Source organism: Cytobacillus sp. MT66 (assembly GCF_058792595.1).
The window spans coordinates 115,637-138,934 of the sequence record NZ_JBXAFB010000009.1 but is presented as its reverse complement, the minus strand read 5'-3'; the positions used below and the strand labels follow the sequence as shown (position 1 = coordinate 138,934).

General features: G+C 41.2%; 17 protein-coding genes and 1 pseudogene. 10 read left to right on the top strand and 8 right to left on the bottom strand.

The features are described from left to right. Nucleotides 1-58 precede the first annotated feature (58 nt). From AC1Q59_RS16855 to murC, 4 genes and pseudogenes are all read left to right on the top strand, one after another. Nucleotides 59-403 (top strand): annotated as a pseudogene (locus AC1Q59_RS16855) (thioredoxin family protein); the annotation flags it as partial. Between the two features lie 122 nt (nt 404-525). After that, nucleotides 526-1,335, top strand: a complete 810-nt coding sequence (locus AC1Q59_RS16850) for a DUF1444 domain-containing protein (RefSeq protein WP_492367009.1) — start codon at nt 526-528, stop codon at nt 1,333-1,335. A gap of 271 nt (nt 1,336-1,606) precedes the next feature. After that, nucleotides 1,607-4,201: a DNA translocase FtsK gene (locus AC1Q59_RS16845; RefSeq protein ID WP_492367085.1), complete on the top strand. Its 2,595-nt coding sequence runs from the start codon at nt 1,607-1,609 to the stop codon at nt 4,199-4,201. 396 nt (nt 4,202-4,597) lie between these two features. Then, nucleotides 4,598-5,893 (top strand): UDP-N-acetylmuramate--L-alanine ligase, encoded by a 1,296-nt coding sequence (gene murC / locus AC1Q59_RS16840; RefSeq protein ID WP_492367008.1) that lies wholly within the window; start codon nt 4,598-4,600, stop codon nt 5,891-5,893. Nucleotides 5,894-6,675: 782 nt separating this feature from the next. Here the strand turns inward: murC and ytxJ are convergent. The 3 genes from ytxJ to AC1Q59_RS16825 all read right to left on the bottom strand — a co-directional run bounded on the left by ytxJ (nt 6,676) and on the right by AC1Q59_RS16825 (nt 8,030). After that, nucleotides 6,676-7,002: a bacillithiol system redox-active protein YtxJ gene (ytxJ, locus tag AC1Q59_RS16835; RefSeq protein WP_492367007.1), complete on the bottom strand. Its 327-nt coding sequence runs from the start codon at nt 7,000-7,002 to the stop codon at nt 6,676-6,678. Between the two features lie 79 nt (nt 7,003-7,081). Continuing rightward, the gene (locus tag AC1Q59_RS16830; protein ID WP_492367006.1) at nt 7,082-7,537 is read right to left on the bottom strand and encodes a YtxH domain-containing protein; all 456 of its coding nucleotides are present in this window, start codon (nt 7,535-7,537) and stop codon (nt 7,082-7,084) included. Between the two features lie 13 nt (nt 7,538-7,550). Then, entirely contained in the window at nt 7,551-8,030 is a 480-nt protein-coding gene (locus AC1Q59_RS16825) for a DUF948 domain-containing protein (protein ID WP_492367005.1), read from the bottom strand. A 182-nt stretch (nt 8,031-8,212) separates the two neighbouring features. Between AC1Q59_RS16825 and AC1Q59_RS16820 the strand changes: the two genes are divergently transcribed. Beyond that, nucleotides 8,213-9,328, top strand: a complete 1,116-nt coding sequence (locus tag AC1Q59_RS16820; RefSeq protein ID WP_492367004.1) for an aminopeptidase — start codon at nt 8,213-8,215, stop codon at nt 9,326-9,328. A 70-nt stretch (nt 9,329-9,398) separates the two neighbouring features. Here the strand turns inward: AC1Q59_RS16820 and AC1Q59_RS16815 are convergent, their stop codons facing one another. Beyond that, a complete protein-coding gene (locus tag AC1Q59_RS16815; RefSeq protein WP_492367003.1) occupies nt 9,399-11,564 on the bottom strand; it encodes a cell division protein FtsA in 2,166 nt (721 codons plus the stop codon). Between the two features lie 274 nt (nt 11,565-11,838). Here AC1Q59_RS16815 and AC1Q59_RS16810 point away from each other — a divergent pair, with 274 nt between their 5' ends. The 4 genes from AC1Q59_RS16810 (at nt 11,839) to motS (ending at nt 15,776) form a co-directional block, all read left to right on the top strand. Further along, nucleotides 11,839-12,912 (top strand): bifunctional 3-deoxy-7-phosphoheptulonate synthase/chorismate mutase, encoded by a 1,074-nt coding sequence (locus AC1Q59_RS16810; RefSeq protein ID WP_492367002.1) that lies wholly within the window; start codon nt 11,839-11,841, stop codon nt 12,910-12,912. 237 nt (nt 12,913-13,149) lie between these two features. Beyond that, the gene (gene ccpA, locus AC1Q59_RS16805) at nt 13,150-14,148 is read left to right on the top strand and encodes a catabolite control protein A (RefSeq protein WP_492367001.1); all 999 of its coding nucleotides are present in this window, start codon (nt 13,150-13,152) and stop codon (nt 14,146-14,148) included. Between the two features lie 52 nt (nt 14,149-14,200). Continuing rightward, complete coding sequence (gene motP, locus AC1Q59_RS16800; RefSeq protein ID WP_492367000.1) at nt 14,201-15,016, top strand: flagellar motor protein MotP; 816 nt, start codon at nt 14,201-14,203, stop codon at nt 15,014-15,016. Then, on the top strand, nt 15,006-15,776 hold the full coding sequence (gene motS, locus AC1Q59_RS16795; protein ID WP_492366999.1) for a flagellar motor protein MotS: 771 nt from the start codon (nt 15,006-15,008) through the stop codon (nt 15,774-15,776). The genes motP and motS overlap by 11 nt, the downstream gene beginning before the upstream one ends. 36 nt (nt 15,777-15,812) lie before the next feature. On the opposite strand, the gene AC1Q59_RS16790 is transcribed toward motS, so the two are convergent. The 3 genes from AC1Q59_RS16790 to AC1Q59_RS16780 are packed head-to-tail and all read right to left on the bottom strand — an operon-like array spanning nt 15,813 to nt 18,277. Continuing rightward, nucleotides 15,813-16,982 carry an acetoin utilization protein AcuC gene (locus AC1Q59_RS16790; protein ID WP_492366998.1) on the bottom strand — a complete coding sequence of 390 codons (1,170 nt, stop codon included), beginning with the start codon at nt 16,980-16,982 and terminating at the stop codon, nt 15,813-15,815. Further along, complete coding sequence (locus AC1Q59_RS16785) at nt 16,979-17,626, bottom strand: acetoin utilization AcuB family protein (protein ID WP_492366997.1); 648 nt, start codon at nt 17,624-17,626, stop codon at nt 16,979-16,981. Before AC1Q59_RS16785 ends, AC1Q59_RS16790 begins: the two co-directional genes overlap by 4 nt. 18 nt (nt 17,627-17,644) lie before the next feature. Then, on the bottom strand, nt 17,645-18,277 hold the full coding sequence (locus AC1Q59_RS16780) for a GNAT family N-acetyltransferase (RefSeq protein WP_492366996.1): 633 nt from the start codon (nt 18,275-18,277) through the stop codon (nt 17,645-17,647). A gap of 265 nt (nt 18,278-18,542) precedes the next feature. Between AC1Q59_RS16780 and acsA the strand changes: the two genes are divergently transcribed. Next, a complete protein-coding gene (gene acsA, locus AC1Q59_RS16775) occupies nt 18,543-20,261 on the top strand; it encodes an acetate--CoA ligase (RefSeq protein ID WP_492366995.1) in 1,719 nt (572 codons plus the stop codon). Between the two features lie 52 nt (nt 20,262-20,313). Here acsA and AC1Q59_RS16770 read toward each other — a convergent pair whose 3' ends face one another. Next, a complete protein-coding gene (locus AC1Q59_RS16770) occupies nt 20,314-23,223 on the bottom strand; it encodes a transglycosylase domain-containing protein (RefSeq protein WP_492366994.1) in 2,910 nt (969 codons plus the stop codon). Between the last annotated feature and the right edge of the window lie 75 nt (nt 23,224-23,298).

The following is a 23,298-nucleotide window of genomic DNA, read 5'->3' as shown; positions in this document are numbered from 1 at the left end:
GTGCAGTTTGTTGGCAGTATGGCCATAAGTCTGCTATTCTACAAATACAAGCAAAAATAGAAATTCAAGACGGGGGGCTGCAATTTTGGAAAAGCTGCAATCAATGGAACAATTTAATGAATTAAGGGGCAATGGAAAACATATTTTTCTGTTTTCTGCTGATTGGTGCCCAGATTGCCGGTTTATTGAACCTTTTATGCCAGAGGTTGAAGAAAAATATAAAGATTATAATTTTGTTTATGTTGACCGTGATCAATTTATTGATCTATGCAGCCAGCTTGATATTTTTGGTATTCCAAGCTTTATCGCTTTTCAGGATGGAAATGAGCTAGGCCGTTTTGTCAGCAAAGATCGGAAAACACAGGAAGAAATTGAGAGCTTTATTGCAACACTTACTAAATAGAAGCTGTTGATTGGATCGAAGCGCTCTTCATTGCAATCAAGATTAAAACCCTTCATCCTTTAAGATGGAGGGTTTTTAGTGTAGAATGGATAGGAAATACTCCTTAAAGGAGGGTTATTTGCATGAATATGGACAGCAAAAAAATGAAAGCGGAAATTCAAAAGCGCTTAGATAATGGTAATCGAAAGTTCTCTTTTGACAGTAAAAAGGATGAGCTTCGTATTGAGAATAAACAGTCTGGAAAAGGCATTACCATCTCCCTTCCTGGCATTGTTGCCAAATGGGAACTGCAGCAGGAAAAGGCAATTGATGAAGTCGTTTATTATGTTGAAGAGGGACTAAAGGCGATGGACGGTGAGGTCCCGTTACAGCTTTCTGGACATGAGAAAAATATCTTTCCTGTTATCCGGTCCACCTCATTTCCGCAGGAGTCTGAGGAAAATGTCCCGTTTTTAACGGACGAGCATACTGCCGAAACAAGAATCTACTATGCATTGGACCAGGGGACAACATACCGGCTGATCGATAGCAGATTAATGGATAAGGAAGGCTGGCAGCCAGAAAGAATAAAGGAAATTGCATTATTTAATGTCAGGTCGTTATCTACTGAGATGAAAAAAGATACCGTTGCAGGAAACACTTTTTATTTCTTAAATAAAAATGACGGTTACGATGCAAGCCGGATCTTGAATGATGCTTTTCTTAAAAGAAAAAAAGAAGAAATTAAAGGAACAATGGCGGTCGCTGTTCCACATCAGGATGTCCTGATAATAGCTGATATCAGGAATGAGACAGGCTATGATATTCTTGCTGAAATGAACATGAGCTTTTTTGCGAATGGCCGTGTGCCAATAACTGTATTATCTTTCTTATACGAAGATGGGCAATTGGAACCAATTTTCATTCTTGCAGGTAATCGCAAAAAAAAGTAAGATTTCCCTGACACCTATGGACCATATATTGTGGTCCTTTTTTATTATCTTTGAATGATTATTTTACCTATATACCCATTCTCTGATTTTTTCTCCAAATTTCGCGAAATACTGCTAAAATAAGATAGATAGAATGAAAGAAAGAGTTGGTAAAGTGAGCTGGATAAAAAAATTATTTCAATTGCTAAAAAGCAAGGAAGAGGAGAGTGACAGCGGGCAGCCGCTTCATCAAGATTCATTTGAATGGGAAGAGGATATTGCCTCTCGGAAAATGAATCAAGCGGATCCGGGAAAGGAAATGAATGCAAAGGTTATTTACCAATACCCAAAGGGCCAATTTCGCTTTCCGCTGATTCCAGATGGGGAAACCCCCGCGCCTAGAAATAGAAATCGTCAAGCTCCGAAAGAGTACAAGGAATATAAGGTTAAACAGGCAGATGTAGAGAAAAAGGTTGAGCCTGTGCCTACATCAAAAAATAAAAGTGTTGAAAATACGAAACCGGCATCAAAGAAGATTGTGAAGGAAAATAACACCCCATTCCGTCCAACGGAAATTCCTTCACCCATTTATGGATTTGGGCGCCCTAAATTAAATAGGACAGTAGAAAGCAGACAAGAGCAGCCAATAGAATTTGAACTTGAGAGCAAGAAACGGACTGAACATCGGGATGTTTTTGAACAGCAGGCTGCAGCAATTGAGCATATTTTGACAATGGAAGAGGAATCCCTGTGGGTTCAGGCTGACTTAGCTGATCCTGAACCCATGTCAAGGGTTCAGGATCAAGGACCTGAAGCAGAGGTTCGAGAGCCTGCACCCAAAGATGAGCAAGAGCCGGCTTCAGAGATTCGAGAGCCTGTACTCGAAGATGAGCAAGAGCCAGCTTCAGAGGTTGAAGTGTATGCACCGGAGGATCAGGAATCTTCGCCAGAGGTTCAAGAGCTTACACCTGAGGAGGAAGAAGCTGCACCTGAGCACCAAGAAGCTGCACTAGAGGATCAGGAGCCAGCATTGGAGGTTCAAGAGCATCCCCTGGAGGATCAGGGAACACGATCAGATATTCAAGAGCATGCCCTGAAGGATCAGGAATCTGCACCAGTAATTCAAGAACCTGCACTAGAGATGCAAGAGCTTGAACCAGAGATTCATGAGGAATCATCTGAACTAACAATCCCGGAAGAAGGGGAGCCAAAGCCTGTTGAAACTCAAAGAAAGCATATTCCTTTTAATGTAGTTATGCTCAAACAGGATAAGCAAAAGCTTGCCGAAGTCATGAGTCCATTTATTGGAAAACGGGAAACTCCAGTGATGCAGCATGCTAATCCAATCGTTGAAAAAGAGAATACCCACACAATACAGGAAGAAAAGCCGGCTGCTCCAATCGAAAATGAAACCCAGACCCTAAACACTGAGGTGCCTACATCAATAATTGATGTGCTGATGGATTATCAATTTCCTGGGGCAGAGCTGCTTTCTCCGCCAATTTTCCAGGAAAAATCTTCTGATTGGATTGAAGAACAGGAGCAGCTTTTAAACTCAACCTTAAAAAACTTTAATGTAAGAGCAAAGGTTGTGAATGTGACACAAGGCCCTTCAGTAACAAGATTTGAAGTTCAGCCTGAGCCCGGGGTAAAGGTTAATAAAATTACAAACCTTACAGATGACATCAAATTAAGCCTTGCTGCAAAGGATATTCGTATGGAAGCACCGATACCAGGAAAGCATACGATTGGCATTGAAGTGCCTAACCAGAAAAGCCGTCCGGTTTATATAAGCGAAATTATCAATAGCCAGGAGTTTAAAAATTGTTCATCACCGTTGACAGCAGTTCTTGGTCTGGATATTGCCGGAAGTCCGATTGTAACTGATCTCGGCAAAATGCCGCATGGTTTAATTGCCGGGGCCACGGGTTCAGGAAAAAGTGTCTGCATTAATTCCATTCTGGTGAGTCTGTTATATAAGGCACATCCTGATGACTTAAAACTCATGCTAATAGATCCAAAAATGGTGGAATTAGCTCCATATAATCGGATTCCGCATCTTGTCAGCCCTGTCATTACTGACGTGAAAGCAGCTACAGCTGCCTTAAAGTGGGCAGTTGAGGAAATGGAACACCGATATGAACTTTTTGCTCATACAGGGGTAAGGGACATCAAGCGCTTTAATGAGCATGTGATGGAGGAAAAACGTTATTCAGATAAGCTTCCATATTTAGTTATTGTCATTGATGAGCTTGCTGATTTAATGATGATGTCGCCGGCTGATGTTGAGGAAGCTATTTGCCGTATTGCTCAAAAGGCAAGGGCTTGCGGCATTCATTTAATTGTGGCTACCCAAAGGCCATCCGTTGATGTAATTACGGGCTTAATTAAGGCCAATATTCCGACCCGGATTGCTTTTTCCGTTTCTTCACAGGTTGACTCAAGAACCATTATTGATATTAGCGGGGCTGAGAAGCTCCTTGGCCGAGGAGATATGCTGTTTTTAGAAAACGGGTCTTCTAAGCCTGTACGCCTGCAGGGAACTTTTGTATCGGATGAGGAAATTGATGATGTTGTTTCACATGTTCGCAAGGAAAAAGCCCCAGAATATCTATTTGAGCAGGAAGAGCTGCTGAAAAAGGCTCAGGTTATTGAAGAAGAGGATGAACTTTTTTATGAGGCATGTGAGTATGTCGTCGATCAGGAAGCAGCATCGACCTCAAGTTTGCAGAGAAGATTTAAAATTGGTTATAACCGTGCTGCAAGATTAATAGATATGATGGAGCAGCAGGGATTTATTTCAGGCAACCGCGGAAGCAAGCCGAGGGAAGTTCTTATTACAAGCGCAGACCTTGAATCGCTTCATGACAGCAGTACAATAAAGTAGACTTCCATCTGTGGGGGGGCTTCATCCCCCACAGATGGTTAGTAGCACTTATCAGGTCTTTACGGGCAGCTGATCCTTCGTGCTTGTCTATCATATTACTTAGAATCTTAAGGTGAGGATCTTACTGCCCGGTATGACGTGATAAATAATCCGTGGTATTCTTTGCTTGTGTATTTAAAATAATAAGAGTAATGAAAACATAGGCTATAAAAGTAAATAATGCTATAATATTTTAATGTGATGAATTACTCGGTATAGAAATTATTAGTCAAAAGTAAAATAGAGTCTTGGATTGGCGCATGAATGATTTCTATTGAGATCCATAATGGATATGCGCAATCCAAGATAAATGTCATATACTGTTTTACATATATACGATGGTTGGAGGTTCTTTATATGACTATTTACCATTTCGTGGGTATTAAAGGGTCTGGAATGAGTGCCTTGGCGCAAATTCTTCATGATATGAAATACCAAGTCCAAGGCTCCGACGTCGAGAAGCGCTTTTTTACACAAAAGGCCCTTGAACAATCAGGAATAAAGATCCTTCCCTTTCAAAAGGAAAATATACAGCCTGGAATGACAATTATTGCCGGCAATGCATTTCCGGATTCTCATGAAGAAATACAGGAAGCCATGAATCTGGGCCTCCCGGTCATTCGTTACCACCGTTTTTTGGGCGAATTTATGCAAAAATTTACGAGCGTGGCTGTTACTGGCGCGCATGGGAAAACGTCTACTACCGGCTTGCTCGCTCATGTTATGCAGGGGGCGAAGCCAACATCATTCCTTATTGGCGATGGAACGGGAAAAGGAGACGAAAACGCAGAATACTTCATTTTTGAAGCTTGTGAGTACAGAAGACACTTTTTATCGTACTTTCCTGATTACGCGATTATGACGAATATTGATTTTGATCATCCAGATTATTTTGCTAATATTGACGATGTTTGTTCCGCATTTCAGGAAATGGCCTGGCAAGTGAATAAAGGGATATTTGCCTGCGGCGATGATGAACATTTGCAAAAGATACAGGCAAAGGTTCCTGTTGTTTTTTACGGATTTGGTGAAGACAATGATTTTCAGGCAAGGAATATTGTTAAATCAACAACAGGCACGACCTTTGATGTTTTTGTCCGAAATACATTTTTTCAAACCTTCTCCATACCGTCATTCGGAGACCATAATATCTTAAACTCCCTAGCGGTAATTGCCCTTTGCCAGTATGAAGGAATCGATTCACAAATCGTACAAGAATATCTGAAATCCTTTGAGGGTGTAAAGAGAAGATTCTCTGAAAAGAAAATGGGTTCTCAGGTTATTATTGATGATTATGCACATCATCCAACTGAAATTAGAGCTACCGTTGAAGCGGCAAGGCAAAAATACCCAGACCGCGAAATTATTTGTGTCTTCCAGCCGCATACATTTACAAGGACGCAGACGTTCTTGGATGACTTTGCGGAGAGTTTAATGAAGGCAGACAAGGTATACTTATGCGAAATTTTTGGTTCAGCACGCGAAAATCACGGGAAATTATCAATCACAGACTTAAAAGAAAAAATTCCTGGCGCTGATATTTTAAGTGAAGATGAAACAGCAGTTTTAAAAGTGCACGAAAACAGCGTACTCATTTTTATGGGGGCTGGGGATATTCAAAAGTTTCAAGAAGCATATGAAAGTCAATTATAAAAAAGATGCTGCAGAATGCAGCATCTTTTTTTAGCTGGGAAAGGAAAAACTTGAACGCATTCGAGAATGAATCCGGTGCTGATTCTGACAGGATGAGCGGAAAAATCCCTCAATCGAGTCAGAATGGAGGTCCTATTATGACAGGATGGACGGGAAAGCCCTCAATCGAGTCAGAATGGAGGTTCTATTCTGACAGGATAGACGGGAAAGCCCTCAATCGAGTCAGAATGGGGGTTCTATTCTGACAGGATAGAGGGGAAGTCCTCAATCAAGTCAGAAACAAGGTAGCATTCTGACAGGATAGACGGAAAAGTCCTCAATCGAGTCAGAAACAAGGTAGCATTCTGACAGGATAGACGGGCAAGTCCTCAATCAAGTCAGAAACAAGGTAGCATTCTGACAGGATAGGCGGAAAAGTCCTCAATCAAGTCAGAAACAAGGTCGCATTCTGACAGGGGAGGCGGAAAAATCCTCAATCGAGTCAGAAACAAGGTCGCATTCTGACAGGATAGACGGAAAAGTCCTCAATCAAGTCAGAAACAAGGTAGCATTCTGACAGGATAGGCGGAAAAATCCTCAAACGAGTCAGAAACAAGGTAGCATTCTGACAGGGTAGGCGGAAAAATCCTCAATCGAGTCAGAAACAAGGTTTTATCCTGACAGGATAGTCTAAAAAAACCTTAACCCGGTTCAAAATCAGGATTCAGTTCAGACTGGATTAAGTGAAAAACACCTAATCCAGTCCCGAAGACGAACAGAAACTAGTCACTCTGTCTATCCGTTTAGTTATTCTCTACAGCCGCCTTTAATGCTTTCTCAGTGATTTTCCAATGCGAGGCATTCCACACAGGCTGGCCGTTGCGAAACAAAATGGCTTGTGGGGATTCATGTTTAATTTCAAATTTTTCCGCAATATGATTGGATAATGGACGATCATCCTGAACGACAAGATAGTAAGCAGGAACCTTTTCATTTTCTGAAGAATAGCTTTCGTATTCTTCGTGTGCAGCCTGACTGATTGGGCATGTAGAGCTATGCTTAAGCAAAAAGAATTCCTTTTCCGCTTCAAGCGCTTTATCAAAGGCTTCTATTTCATTTAGTCTAATCAATGCAAAAAACCTCCTATTAATATAAAAATAGCGATGAAGTGATTGTATCACTCCACCGCCCGAATTTCCATCTTACAGCTTACTGATGAATTTTTCCTTCGGTCTCGTCGAAAGCACGCTGTGTTTCTTCAAGACGCCTTTGAATCTCGTTATAGTCTTTTCCAGCTGCCTCATCGGCCGTCTGTTCAGTTTCTTCCTCTTTTGGCTTCAGGTTTTTCACCTTATTTACTAAATCAGCTGATTGCTGTGATACTGAGTGGGTAAGACTGTTTGTTTTATCCTTTGTGACAGCAGCAATCTGTGAGCCCTTGGCCATTGCCGATTCCTTTAAATGACCAGTTTTTTCTCTTATTACTAAGGCTTGTTCATTGATATTGTTTCTTAGTTCCTTCCCAGACTTAGGGGTAAGGAATAGAGCGGCGGCAGCGCCGACCATACCGCCAATAAGTGCACCAATTAAAAAATCCTTTGTATTGATGCTATCATCTGATTTTGCCTGAGATTGATCATTTTGACTTCTTTCTTGATTGCTCACTCTTTTACCTCCTTTAAGATCTTCCTCGTACCCTTCTTGCTGGAAGGTTTTCTGACTCCTTCACAACTTCCGTATTAGAGTACTTCTTTCTCGCTTGCCACTTTTCCTTCAATTCTAAGAAAATTTGGCTCCATTGTACGATTTGCGATATCTTTTCTTTGTTTTCTTCAACCTGTTCATTTACGGAGGAAGTAATTTTTTGAATAGAGCCATTAAAGCCGCGTACGGATTCACCCACTTCTTTAACAGCATGAACAACGCTGTTGAGGTTTTCTGATTTGTGCTGAATATCCTCAGCCAAAGTATTTGTTTTTTGCAATAGGGCGGTAGTTTCTCTTGTTACTCCATCTAATTGTTTCTCTAATCCGTCCAATGTTTTAGAAACACTGTCTAATGTTACCTTTAATGACGTTAATGTTTTCCCTAAATAAATGACAAGAATGAAAAATGCGATGGCAGCAACAGCTGCACTTAAGTATAAAATAATTTCCAACTCATCTACCTCCAACTGACAAGATATGAACAATTTTCCTTATATCACCTCATATTTTACGTTATTTCAATAAACATGTAAAATGCTGGGCTGCTCATTTGTTAGCCAAAAACCTGCTAACTTGCTTTCCTAAAATATTAAATGTATTGTAAAATTGAATTTTGTTTTTCGGAGGGATAAGAATGAAAGATCCGCGTATTGCAACACTAGCAAAAAATTTAATTAATTATTCGGTTCGTTTGCAAAAGGGCGAAAAGGTTTTAATTGAAAATTTTGGCCTGCAAAGAGAGCTTGTGATCGCTCTTGTAAAAGAAGCCTACGAAGCGGGCGGATATCCATTTGTTTCTTTAAAAGATCAGCAGGTTGACCGTGCGCTGCTCCTAGGTGCGCAGGAGGAGCAATTTAATATGATGGCTGACTTTGAGGCGAATGTTATGAGTAAGATGGATGCATACATAGGTCTTCGTTCAGGCGACAATATCAGCGAACAGTCAGATGTGCCAGATGAAAAAATGAGGCTTCATGGGACAACCATCGGCAAGAAGGTTCACCGCGAAATCCGTGTTCCAAAAACGAAATGGGTTGTTTTAAGATATCCCAATACTGCGATGGCCCAATTGGCTAAAATGAGCACAGAAGCTTTTGAGGATTTTTACTTTAATGTATGTAATCTTGACTACAGCAAAATGGATAAAGCTATGGATCCATTAGTTGAATTAATGAATAAGACGGATAAGGTCAGATTAACTGGGCCTGGCACAGATCTGTCTTTCTCCATTAAAGACATTCCGGCCATTAAATGTTCGGGCCAAATGAATATCCCAGATGGAGAGGTATATACCGCCCCTGTCCGTGATTCTGTAAATGGTGTGATCAGCTATAATACGCCATCACCATATAATGGATTTACCTTTGAAAATGTGAAATTAACATTTAAAGATGGAAAAATAATTGATGCTTCTGCAAATGATACAGAAAGAATCAACAAAATCTTTAATACAGATGAGGGAGCGCGCTTTATCGGTGAATTTGCCATCGGCGTGAATCCATTTATCTCCCACCCAATGCAGGATATTTTATTTGATGAAAAAATTGATGGAAGCTTCCACTTTACGCCTGGCCAATGCTACGACGACGCTTACAACGGCAACCACTCCAATATTCATTGGGATATGGTCAATATTCAGCGCCCTGATTACGGCGGCGGGGAAATCTTTTTTGATGATGTACTAATCCGCAAAGATGGCAGATTTGTTATCCCAGAATTGGAGCCGTTAAATCCCGAGAACCTGAAATAGAACATAGGGTTTCTTTGTCCTTTTCATGATCAAAAAAAACATAAGGGACAGGGTGCCTGTCCCTGTGTCCTTATGTGATTTTTTGGCGGGCGTTTTCTGGCCAGATGATTTGCAGCTGGTCACCAGGTTTGAGTTTGCTGTGGAAGGCTGCCTTTTCTCCGTTTTGCAATAATTCAAATGTTCCGCTTGCCTTTTGGGGTATTTCGATATCGACATGTCCGAATATATCCTGAAACGTAAAGGGCTCTATGTTTCCTTCTTCAATGGTCAGGTAATCCCCATCTAAAATGATCTCTTCTTCTGAAAGAACTTTTCTATTTCGCCTAATGATGGCAACGGGTTTTGTAATGGTAATACTGTTGCCGTTAAAGGTTACTGGCAGGCTTTGCGATAATATCAGCTGCTTTAGCTGTGCAAGTTTTTTTAGGGTTGGCGTCCCCTTTTTTTCAATCGTTATCTCATCATGGCTGTCAAATGAATGGAAAGGCTTTATTTCTCTGCCATTTCTAAAAATCTTGCCTGATAAAGGAGGGATAACTGTTTCCTTTCCATCAATATTGACCCTAAAGGGCCTTATTTCTGCCATAAGTTCGTGAAGCTTTAAATCATTCAGTAATTCCTCGATAGTTTCCGGCATCCGGCATTCAATGACATCGCGGTCTTCAACTAATTTATCAGATGAAGCATCCGTGCCGTTGCAAGTAATACGCGCCTTTACGGTGTATTCCCTGCCATTAATTTTGACATTCTTAACAGGGATTTCGTCAATTAAATCCTTAATATAGAGCTCAGTAATTTCCCCATCCTTGCCTTTTTCAATCGTGATTTTATCGCCATTTTTTATTTCTGCATCAAACGTGCTTGGCAGGCCATTTTGCAGGATCAGCGGGGCTTCACCATATCCGCCTGGAATGGTAATGTTTTGCCCATTCACACTGACAATCATCGCCAGCCCCGGCTTGCCGTATAGCTTATTTATTTTGATTCCAGCGGCGAGGAGGCAATCACCAACCGTCATTTTCTTTACTTCAAATAGACGGACAGGACGTTCATTTACTTGAACAGTATGATACTGAACCGGTGATTGATGTGCAGCGATAGCAATTCCAATTGGCGTTACAAGGTCAGGGCCTTTGCTAATCTGTTTTGCAACAGTCAGTGAAGAAATGGCATCGATCCCGCGAATCGCCACCCGATTTTCTGGCAGGCCAAGCTTTTCTGCAATCCTTTTTGGCAGCTCTGGTGTCAGGCTTCCTCCGCCGACAAGCATGACTGCTTTTGGCGGCTTATTATTCATTTGAAGAATTTCCTGACAGATAGCTGAAGCCAGCCGGTCAATCGCGGGGGAAATTTTTTCTATGATGTCAGTTCTGTGAACCTCAGTCTCGAAGCCCAAAATATCTGTTACCGTAATGGTCTCAGTGCTGTTAAGCTCTCTTTTGGCTTTTTCAGCTAAAGGAAAGTCTAAGAGCAGCTGTTCACTGATTTCTTCGGTAATTTCGTCTCCAGCAATTGGTACCATGCCATAGGCAGTGACTGTGCCAGAATCTGTTATGGCAATGTCTGAAGTACCGGCTCCAACATCAACTAGGGCAACATTCAGACGTCTCATTGATGGAGGGATTAGGACGTTGATAGCGGCAATTGGCTCAAGGGTAAGTGCCTCCATTTCTAAGTCCGATCTTTGGAGCGCAGAAAGAAGTGATTCAACAACGACCTTTGGCAGAAAGGTTGCGATGATGTCAACGGAAGCCTCTTCACCCTGCTGATCAATCAGATTGCCGATTTCTTCTCCATCCAGTGTATAGCGAAGCACCGAATAGCCCACACAGTAATAATTTGCCTTTTTATCACATTCGAATTTTTCTGATACAATGGCTTGAGCCTGCTGAACAGCACTTAATTCTAAGTGCAAAATATCTTGTTTTTGCATGAGCGGTTTTCCGTGAATTTCTATTGTTTCCGATGCCCGCTCTGTAACAAGAGATCTGCCGGCAGCCGCCACACAGACCTTTTTTAATTCCCCATGTGTTTTTTCGAGTATGTCCTTCACCATAGTGATGACTTTTGATACAGCCAAGATATCGTGGATCTGTCCATCTAGCATGGCCCGCTCCGTATGTTCCTTCATCACCATATCAGCTACATGATAGTGGCCATCCCTTTTTTCCAAGATAATGCCGATGACAGATCGGGTTCCAATATCCAGGGCGAACAGTTTTTTATTTTCAAGCAAGGAAATCCCTCACTTTCTATAAGGTTTTGGAAGTGTTGTAGACCTTCATTTTGCAGGAAAAATTCTTTATCGCTTAAAAGCGTTTAATTATTAAAGAAAAAGTTAGTGACATCTTCAGATAATTCATATATAATAATTTCTAATTATTAAAAATGTATCACAGATTAATGAGCCTATAAAGGAGAATAAAAGGTGAACCCCATTTTAAAATAAATGCACCTTATTGCTTCGAATAACATGCTCAATTTAAAACTGAAGGGAAGGGACAGGAAAAATGAGTAAAGATCTTAATGAATTGCGTCAGCGTGTGGATGAACTTAATTTACAGCTATTGTCATTAATTAATGAAAGAGGGAAATTGGTTCAAGAAATCGGTAAGGCGAAAGAGACACAGGGGGTCTACCGTTTTGATCCTGTCCGTGAGCGCGATATGCTTAATCTTATCTTAGAGCATAATGATGGTCCATTTGAAAATTCAACAATTGTTCATGTTTTTAAAGAAATCTTCAAAGCTGGTTTAGAGCTTCAGGAAGATGATCATCGAAAAGCTCTATTAGTTTCAAGAAAGAAAAAGCCGGAAAATACTATTGTTGATATTAAGGGTGAAAAAATCGGTGATGGTAATCCGCATTTGGTTTTTGGCCCATGTGCGGTTGAATCCTATGAGCAGGTTGCAACAGTAGCTGACGCTGTAAAAGCAAAAGGCTTGAAGCTTCTTCGCGGAGGCGCGTTTAAACCAAGAACATCTCCATATGATTTCCAGGGTCTTGGAATTGAAGGCCTGAAGATTTTAAAAAGAGTAGCCGATGAATACGATTTAGCAGTTATCAGCGAAATCGTAAACCCTGCTGATATCGAAACGGCTGTTGAATATATTGATGTTATCCAGATCGGTGCTAGAAACATGCAGAACTTCGAATTATTAAAAGCAGCAGGTGCTGTGAACAAGCCAGTTCTTTTAAAACGAGGTCTTGCAGCAACGATTGAAGAATTCATTAATGCTGCTGAATATATTATGGCACAGGGAAATGGACAGATTATCCTTTGCGAACGCGGCATCCGTACGTATGAACGTGCAACAAGAAATACATTAGATATTTCTGCCGTACCTATCTTAAAGAAAGAAACTCATTTGCCAGTATTTGTGGATGTTACCCATTCCACAGGAAGAAGAGATTTATTGCTGCCATGTGCAAAAGCAGCTCTAGCAATTGGTGCAGACGGTGTTATGGCTGAGGTACACCCAGATCCGGCCGTAGCTCTTTCAGATAACGCCCAGCAAATGGATCTAAAACAATTTGATGAATTTATGAGCGAACTTAAATCATCTTCATTATTAAGAGTTTAATCGTCATAAAAAATTGCCTTCTGCCTAAAGGACAGAAGGCTTTTTTTTGTTGGAATAAATCTCAAATTAGCAGTATGCTTACAATAAAAATGAATTTAACGAGAAATACATATTTATGCATAAAAAAATTTGTTATTATGAAGAATGAACAAATGCATGAGTAGGCGGCTCATTCGTGCCGTAAACTAATATATACATCAATGTTTTTCGTTCAATTGAAGAAGGAGTGTCAATAAAATGAATGTAACGATTTATGATGTGGCTAGAGAGGCCAATGTTTCAATGGCTACCGTTTCACGGGTTGTCAATGGAAACCCAAATGTGAAACCGGCCACCCGGAAAAAGGTGGTAGAGGTTATTGAACGGCTTGGCTACCGTCCCAATGCGGTTGCCCGCGGTTTAGCAAGCAAAAAGACAACGACTGTTGGCGTTATTATCCCAGATATTTCAAGCACTTTTTTTGCAGAGCTTGCAAGGGGAATTGAGGACATAGCGACAATGTACAAATATAATATCATTCTTAGCAATTCAGACCAAAACCTAGAAAAGGAAATGCATCTATTAAATACTATGCTTGGCAAGCAGGTGGATGGAATTGTCTTTATGGGAGGGAATATTACGGACGAGCTTGTAGATGAGTTTGAAAAATCTCCTGTTCCGATCGTACTCGCAGGTTCCATCGAAGAAAATGAAAAAATTCCTTCTGTAAATATTAATTACGAACAAGCGTCATATGATGCAACAAAAATGTTTATCAGCGAGGGCCATAAAGATATTGCTATCGTTCTTGGCTCGTTCCATGAGCCTATTAATAAAAAGAAGCTGGACGGCTACAAGAAGGCACTGAAAGAAGCTGGGCTTCCTTATAATGAGGAATTGGTCGCAGAGGGAGACTACACATATGACTCCGGAATAGATGCCTTTGAAAAGCTCCTTGATGGCGAAGTCAAACCAACAGCCATTTTCTCTGGTTCTGATGAAATGGCTATTGGCATTGTGCATGGAGCAAAGGATAAAGGATTTAATATCCCTGAGGACTTTGAAGTGATCAGTTCAGATAATACCAGATTATCATTAATGGTGCGCCCGCAGCTGACTACGGTAGTACAGCCTTTGTATGACATCGGCGCGGTTGCCATGAGACTTTTGACAAAGCTGATGAATAAGGAGGAAATTTCAGATCATATTGTCGTCCTTCCCCATAGAATTGAACATCGAAGCTCAACAAAATCATAATCCAGCCGATGATATAGATAGATAAGAAAACGCAAAAATCAGGAGAGGGAATATGAAAAGGTTAGATATTTTAACACCGGTCGGCTTATTAGTTGGGATCATTATGCTTATTTTCGGTATTGTTGATAATGGGGGAATAGATGGCTTCCTATCCTTTATTGATCCGGCATCCTTCTTTATTGTCATAGGCGGACTGATTGCGGGGCTTCTAGTGAGTTTTCCTTTAAATGATATGAAGCATGTCTTTACCGTTGTCAGGCAAGGATTTACCCACAATGCAGGGGATCTGAATGAGTTAATTAATACCTTTGTCAGCTTATCTGAGCGTGCAAGGAGAGAGGGACTTTTGTCTCTTGAAGCAGAGATGGAGGAGCTGAACGATCCTTTTATTAAAAAGGGTATATTGCTTGCTGTTGACGGGATTGAGGCTGATATGATTAATGATATTATGAATGCTGAAATTTCCGCAATGGAGGAAAGACACAGAAAGGGCAGAAGTATTCTTGAAAAGGCCGGGGAATACGCGCCTGCATGGGGAATGATCGGTACATTAATCGGGCTGGTTCTCATGTTAAAGAGCTTAAATGACCCATCAAGTCTTGGCCCTAATATGGCAATTGCCCTGTTAACAACCCTATATGGAACTTTGCTTGCAAACCTGGTATTTCATCCAATCGCATCAAAGCTAATGTTAAAGACAGAGCAGGAAGTGTTTTTTAAGCAATTAATTATTGAAGGTGTGCTAGGGGTTCAGTCTGGCCAAAACCCTAAGCTGCTGCGCGAAAAATTAAGTGCATTTCTATCCTCCGATGACCGAAAAAAAGCAGCCTCAGCCCTTTTAGAGGGGGCATCAGATAATGAAGCTTAGGAAAAGGCCCCCTGAGCAAAAAAGAGGCGCACCCGGCTGGATGGTGACTTTTTCCGACTTGGTAACCTTAATTTTAGTCTTTTTTATTTTGCTATTTTCAATGTCGCAAATTGATATGATGAAATTTAAGGCGGTAACAGAATCATTGCGAGAACAATTTTTTGATTTTTATCCTACTGTTGTTCCGCTGGATTATTCCTCAGTTATTGAAAACGATATGCCAGCAAAAGATAAAAATCTTGAATCTGGTTCACAGCAGCAAGAGCAGAGTGCAGAAGAGGAATCAATGCAGAATCTATTGAACGAGGTTCAAGGTTTCCTGAGCAAAAATGGAATGGATGATGTTATTGTTGCTAACAGGACCGAGCGCGGCGTAGTCCTGGTGCTTGAAGAAAAGGTTCTCTTTGACCCTGGTGAGGCGACCATTCTTGGCGACGCCTATGGTTTTTTAGACAAGGTAGGAGAATTATTAAAGTCGATGCCCAATTTGGTCAAGGTTGAAGGACATACGGATGACCGCCCAATGAATAGTTTTCGCTATCCTTCGAATTGGGAGTTATCTGCTGCTCGGGCCAGCAGTGTCATTAAATATTTAATCGAGAACCATGGGCTGGACAGCAGGCGGTTTATTGCAGTTGGCTATTCTGATACTAGACCGCTTGTATCAAATGATTCCCCTGAAAACCGCAAAAAAAACCGCAGGGTTGAAATTGTGATATCTGATCCTAAATACAGTAAGGACGATCTTACATCAAATTAATGGAAAAGGACCCTTTTGGGTCCTTTTTTACTGTGGTTAGATTTCAGATCTTTTCATGCTTCTAATCGGATACAAGGCTTTTTCTAATGTTTGTCTATTTTTTTCGGTGATTTCCATTTTTCTAGGAATTGGTTTATATATGCCTTCCGGGTCATCCCATGAAAGCGGCAATGGCACAGGAGAAGCTTCCTTCCATTTATCTATCCAGGAGGAAGGAAGGGTGCCGAAACAATTTGAGTTTTCGGTCATCTCCATCCAGATTAATGCCCAGGCCCGTGGAACAACACGGAAAATATCATATCCGCCTCCGCCTACAGCGATCCATTTGCCGCCGCAATACTTATGTGCTAATTCATGTGCAAGCTTTGGGATCTCTCTGTATATTTTCATTGTTGCAGATAAATGGGTAAGCGGATCGAAATAATGGGCATCCGCACCATTTTGAGTTAAGATGACATCTGGCTTGAAGTACTCCGCCACTTCCCTGACTGAGGTTAGATACATTTCGAGCCAGGATTCGTCTTCCGTAAAGGCATCTACTGGTATATTAAAAGTAAAACCATAGCCTTTGCCCTGTCCCCGTTCATTCACATATCCTGTTCCCGGGAATAAATATCTTCCTGTCTCATGTATAGACAATGTACAGACATCAGGATCATCGTAAAATGCCCACTGGACCCCATCTCCATGGTGGGCATCGGTATCAATGTATAAAACCCTTGCATGATATTTCTGCTGCAGGTATTTGATCGCTACAGAACTGTCATTGTAAACACAAAAGCCCGAAGCTTTGCCGCGAAATCCATGATGCAGGCCTCCGCCAAGGTGCAAGGCATGTTTTGCACGGCCGCTCATTACTGCATCAGCAGCTGCCAGTGTCCCGCCAACTAAGAGGGAACTAGCCTCATGCATATTAGGAAAAATCGGTGTATCCTCCGTGCCAAGTCCGTAATTTTCCCCCGTCTCTGGGGGCAGCTTGCCAAGGCCAGCAAGTTTGACGGCATTGATATAGTGGGGGTCATGAATGAGCATCAGTTCCTCGTCCGTAGCAGAACGGGGAGGAATCATTTGATTATCTTCAATCGCATGCAGCAATTTAAGCAAATCAAGTGTCAGTTTAATCCTAAGCTGATTAAAGGGGTGCGTTTCGTTGAATTTATAGTTCAGTAAATCCTTTGAGAAAACAAAAACACTTTCATCCATCATGATGATTGCCCCGGAAAGTTTGGCCAAAGCACGACATGGCCGCATTTTTTGATATCTTCAATTAATGCAAGAGGATTCATGGTTTGAACCCTTAAAACGATAATTTTATAATTCTCATCACTTTTATCCGGATAAACTAGGACACTTTGAATATTTGCTTTTCGATTTTTAATCACTGCGGATATTTCATGCAGCATGCCAGTTCTGTTTGGCACCTTAATCTCAATTTGTGAGCCTGGCTGATGGGCACCGGTTAATTCTACCAATGTATGAAGCAGGTCAGTTTGAGTGACAATGCCGACCAGTTTCCCATCATTTAAGATAGGTAGACACCCGATGCGATGCTCATAAAGAATAGCGGATACCTCTTCGACAAAATCAAGGGGATGCCCTGTTATCACATCCGTCCTCATAATCATTTTTAGCGGATTTTGCAGGCCTTCCTTAAACTTTTCAGTATCAAAGATGGAAGGGGTCGCATCTCGTATGTCTCTGTCAGTGACAAGCCCGATTAAATGATGTTTTTCATCGATGATAGGGAGATGGCGGATTTTATTTTCGCGCATGACCTTCAATGCCTCCGCAATACTATCAGTTTCTGCAAGGGCAATAACCTTTGTTTTCATAATTTCTTCAACAATCATTCTTATAACCCCCTAAATTTAGTACATAAATCGATTCATAAAACGGAGGCGGTCAAATTTCTGAACGGACTCTATATCAATACGTTTGCCGATTCTAGCCATCAGGCAATTGGCTGGGTGAGAGCAAATCTCCGGGTCATCTGTTGCGTACCATTCCAGTCCGCCGGCATTCATCATTTTTTCCATGATCTTTCGATATTCCCATACATTTAGGCCGGTTCCTTTAAGGTCCCAATGCCAGTAATACTCAGTAGTAATAATGATGTAGTCTTCCATAGCATCATCCATCATGGAAACCTTAAGAAGGGCTTTGCCTGTTCCAGTCCCGCGAAATTCAGGTATTACTTCAATGGCACCTAGTTCAATTAGATCCTCCATTTTTCCTTGAGACCACCGTTCAAGCGGATCTGGGTAAACATATGTAACATATCCGACAATGGTTTCCCGAAATCGGGCAATAATAATTCTTCCTTCTGGCAGACCGGCTATCTCAATCAATGCTTTCTTTTGCTTTTCTGGCTGGCGAAAAGCTACTAAGTCGTTATGAAACTCCAATTCTGCAATTGCTCCTGGTGATACGGGTCCCTCAATAATTAAATCACCTTTTGCAGTCTTCAATTCCATTGCATTATAGGTTTTTTGATGCTCCATTCCTTCACCGCCTAAGACATATCAATTATATCTATTATACATAAATAGCTGCTTGTTTTTAGCGGCTTATATATATTTTCAGTATTATTTGAAAACATTTTGTGAACGTTGGATAAATAGTACTTTTTTACAATTTTTAAAAATATCCTGAAAATGAATATTTAAAAAATTGTGAAAAGATAAAACTTATATTATAATAATATTAATCTTAAAAACTGGCCATACTCGGTTAAGTTTTCTTAGTAATTTTAAAGGAGGATATACTATGAAAATAGAAGCACTGCCAGCAGCTCAAGGAAATTATAACTTAAAGAACTATGAAGAAACGTATTCGCAATTCGACTGGAAGGAAGCTGAAAAGGTATTCTCCTGGCACGAGACCGGGCGTGTGAATATGGCTTATGAAGCTATTGACCGTCATGCAGAATCCTTTAGAAAAAATAAAATTGCCCTGTATTTCCGTGAAGGCTTAAGAAACGAAAAATATACATTCAAGGAAATGAAAGAGCTTTCTAATAAAGCAGGGAATGTGTTCAAGACATATGGGGATGTAGAAAAAGGCGATCGCGTATTCATCTTTATGCCTCGTTCCCCGGAGCTGTATTTTGCCACGTTAGGAATTATTAAGCTAGGTGCGATTGCCGGCCCGCTTTTTGAGGCCTTTATGGAAGGAGCTGTCCGTGACCGGTTAGAGGACAGTGAAGCAAAAGTCCTTATTACAACTCCAGAATTATTGAATAGAGTTCCAGTTGATGAACTTCCAGCATTAAAGAAAATTTTCCTTGTGGGCGAGAACATCAAAGAAGAAGGCCCGTATGTTGATTTTAATAAGAAAATGGCCAAAGCAAGCACAAAGCTTGCAATAGAATGGGTAGAACGTACAGATGGCTTAATTTTACACTATACATCTGGTTCAACTGGGAAGCCAAAGGGTGTGCTGCATGTTCATAATGCAATGATTCAGCAATATTATACAGCTAAATGGGTGCTGGATATGCAGGAGGAGGATGTATACTGGTGTACCGCAGACCCAGGCTGGGTTACTGGAACATCCTATGGTATTTTCGGTCCATGGCTGACAGGAACATCCAACTTGATTGTTGGCGGACGGTTTAATCCGGAATCGTGGTACAAAATGATTGAGGAATATGGTGTAACCATTTGGTATAGTGCCCCAACGGCATTCAGAATGTTAATGGGAGCGGGGGATGAAGTAGTTAAGAAATTCGACCTATCCAGCCTACGTCATGTCGTAAGCGTTGGAGAGCCGCTTAACCCTGAGGTAATTAAATGGGGAATGAAAGTATTCCAAAAACGCATTCATGATACTTGGTGGATGACTGAAACGGGAGCGCAGCTGATTTGTAATTACCCTTGCCTGGAAATAAAACCTGGGTCAATGGGTAAACCAATTCCTGGTGTTGTGGCTGCGATTGTGGATGATCAAGGAAATGAACTTCCGCCAAATCGCATGGGAAACTTGGCCATTAAAAAAGGCTGGCCTTCCATGATGCATACCATTTGGAATAATAAAGAGAAATATGAATCTTATTTTATGCCAGGTGATTGGTATGTTTCAGGCGACTCCGCCTATATGGATGAAGAGGGGTATTTCTGGTTCCAGGGACGTGTCGATGATGTCATTATGACTTCAGGCGAAAGGGTAGGTCCGTTTGAAGTTGAAAGTAAACTTCTCGAACATCCAGCTGTTGCTGAAGCAGGGGTTATCGGAAAGCCTGACCCAGTCCGCGGTGAAATTATTAAGGCATTCATTGCTCTTATGGATGGATATACTCCATCGGAGGAATTGACTGAGGAAATTCGCCAGTTTGTAAAAACAGGTCTTGCTGCACACGCAGCACCGCGAGAAATTGAATTCCGCGATAAGCTGCCAAAAACTCGAAGCGGCAAAATTATGCGCAGGGTGTTAAAGGCCTGGGAGCTTAACTTGCCAACTGGGGACCTTTCCACAATGGAGGACTAGGATATAATAAAAAATAACCGCACCCATTCGGGTGCGGTTATTAATGTTCTCATTAATTTTTTTCTGTGTTCTCGCTTTCTTTCTTGTCTTCCTTCTCTTTTTCCTTTTCTGAATCAGTTCCGGAAGGTTTTGTTTCGCTCTCGTTCTGCTGTGCAGCAGGTGGCTGGTCTTCTGCTGATGACTCCGTTTGCTGCTCTGGGTTGTTTGGTTCACCTTGCCCAATCTGGACAATGTTTGATGGTTCTGACTCATTCCCAGCAATATCAACAGCGGTAATATAGAAATCGCCATTTGATGCATTGAAGGAAAATGCGCTTCCTGCAGGTATACTTCCTACCTTCTTAGCTCCATTTCCTGTTCTTTGATATACCCGATAACCGATGACATCACTTTCAGGGTGATTTCCCCAATTGATCGTTGAACCCGAAGACTGGATATTTAGAGCGCTTGGGGTCTTCCCATTTTCATTCATTTTAGACCCAGCAGCAAGCAGATTTGTCCATCTGGACTTGTTTGGAATTAGCTGAGATGCATTTTTCACTGTGATGCCGAATTTTTCCTCAAAATAATTTGGACTCAGCAATACACCTGTTTTTGTAAATTCATTAGGAGTGCTGTCAAGAGCCAAATATCGCTTATCGCCAATTTGTACATATTTGCCGCTTGAGAAGCTGTTATCAGCTGCCTTTGGCACAAACTTTGCATTATACAAATCTGTTTCAACGAGGCCAGCTTTTGCACATGCTTCTGAGGAAAGAAGTCCTGTAGCCGCGCAGTACGAACCGCGGATTATTCCTTCTGGCATTTTAAAAGATTCATTTGTTGCAACTAATTCTGGTGCTGCGCTATAGGCCGCGTTCATTAAATCTGCCCATAAATAAATGCCCCTTGGTCCATGATGCAGGCCTTTGTATCTGAGTTCCAGAGGCTTTGGCGTATCATAGCCGTTCCATACCCCGAAGCTTACCTTCGGATTTACGGCAACAAACCATGAATCTTTCAAATCCTGCCCAGTACCTGTTTTTCCTGCCCAGTCAGACTTGAATTTTATCCTGCTGTTTAAAGAGCTTGCTGTTCCATATTTAACAACATCTCTCATCATATCGATTGTTAAATAGGCCGTTTGCGGGCTGAATACTTCAACAGGTTTGACCTCATGCTGATAAATGACATTGCCTTCTTTGTCTGTTATTTTATCAATCATATAGGCATCAATGAATTTACCGCCATTAGCAAAGGTGCCATAAGCGTTTACATTCTCCTCGACAGTAACACCGTTAGTAATTCCTCCCAAAGACAGGGAGTTAATGTGGTAGTCACTTTCGATGACCGATGTAAAGCCCATTTTCTCTAAATATTGAGCTGGCCTCTGGTCAATAATTGACCGATAGACAAGCATGGCAGGCACATTGTATGACATCGCTAGTGCATATCTCGCAGATACTAGACCGCTATAGCGCTTATCATAGTTTTGCGGATAAGGCACGCCAGGACGGGACGGGTCAAGGTAAACTTCTACATCTGGAATAACTGTTCCTGGAGATGCAGCCCCGAGTTCCATCGCTGGGGCATAGACAACTAATGGCTTCATGGTGGAACCATTGGATCTTAGCGCATCTGTTGCATGGTTTAATGCCTCATCCTGATAATTTCTTCCGCCTACAAAGGATAAGATTTTTCCCGTGCTATTATCAATTAAAATAGCACCTACCTGAACAGGTTCGATAACTTCCTTCTTTTCTCCAGTTTCAGGATCTGTGACAACTTCAACTCTATCACTACCGTAATAGGTGAATTTATCCTTTGCCTCCTGCATAGCATCATAGATGCCTTTATGAATTGTTGTGTGAATTTGATAGCCATTTTGGCGAAGATTGCGGTCAGCCAGCATTTTATATTCGTTTCTAAGCTCACTATTTTCCTTTAAATCGCTGTGGGCATATCCATCACTTTCCGCTAAAATGCCTGCCATAATTTCAACAGCGCGTTTTTCGATTTCGAAAGTTAAGTATGGATATTTCTCAATAGTGCTTTCTGCACGCGGAGCGAAGTCCTTCGTCACATCATAAGCTAAAGCATCTTCATACTGCTTTTGAGTGATTTTCCCTCCATCGTACATTCTTTTTAAAACGACTTTCATTCTTTGCATGCCTGGTTCGAGTCCTTCAGGGCTTTTTAATTCACCTTTTTGGGTAAATGGAGTATAGCCGAACGGACTTTGCGGCAGGCCGGCAATGAAGGCTGATTGCGGAAGATTCAGTTCTTTTGCACTGATGTTAAACAATCCTTTTGCTGCCGCCTCAACACCTGCAATATTCCTTCCAGATGAGTTTCTGCCAAATGTGGAAACATTTAAATAAGCTTCTAAAATTTCCTTTTTATCAAAAAACTTTTCAAGCCTTAAGGCAAGAAGAATTTCTTTTGCTTTACGTTCAAAAGATACCTCATTTGTCAGAATCTGGTTCTTTATTAATTGCTGTGTTAGAGTACTTCCCCCAGATTGGACAGAGGCATTAGTTACCTCCTGAAACAAGGCCCTCATAATCGCTTTTGGAACAACACCCTGGTGCTGATAGAAATACTCATCTTCCGTTGAAACGATGGCATCGATCAGGAATTGGGAAACGTCCTCGAGCTTGACTTCTTCACGGTAAAGATCTGTCCGGAGCTTACCAAGATAAACATTATCTGAAAAGTACAGCTCAGAGGTTTCTTCGTAGTTATAAATATCCTTTTTCATTTCGTCATAAGGGCGAATTTTTTCATTTTTAACAAGCGAGGCGAAATATCCAGCTCCAACGCCGCCGGCAAAAGCACCGCCTATGACCATAACGATAATCAGCAATAAAATAAGGTTCCAAATAACCTGAAAGGAAATTCTGGCCCCTTTCGTTGCTTTTTTATTTGTAAAAAGCCTAAGACCCGACCTTAGTATTTCTTTCCAATCTTTATTATCTTTCATCCGCACCTCTCCCCTTAAAATCACATTCAATTATAGCATAAACAGGGGTATCATTTTTACCTTATTTCAACTATA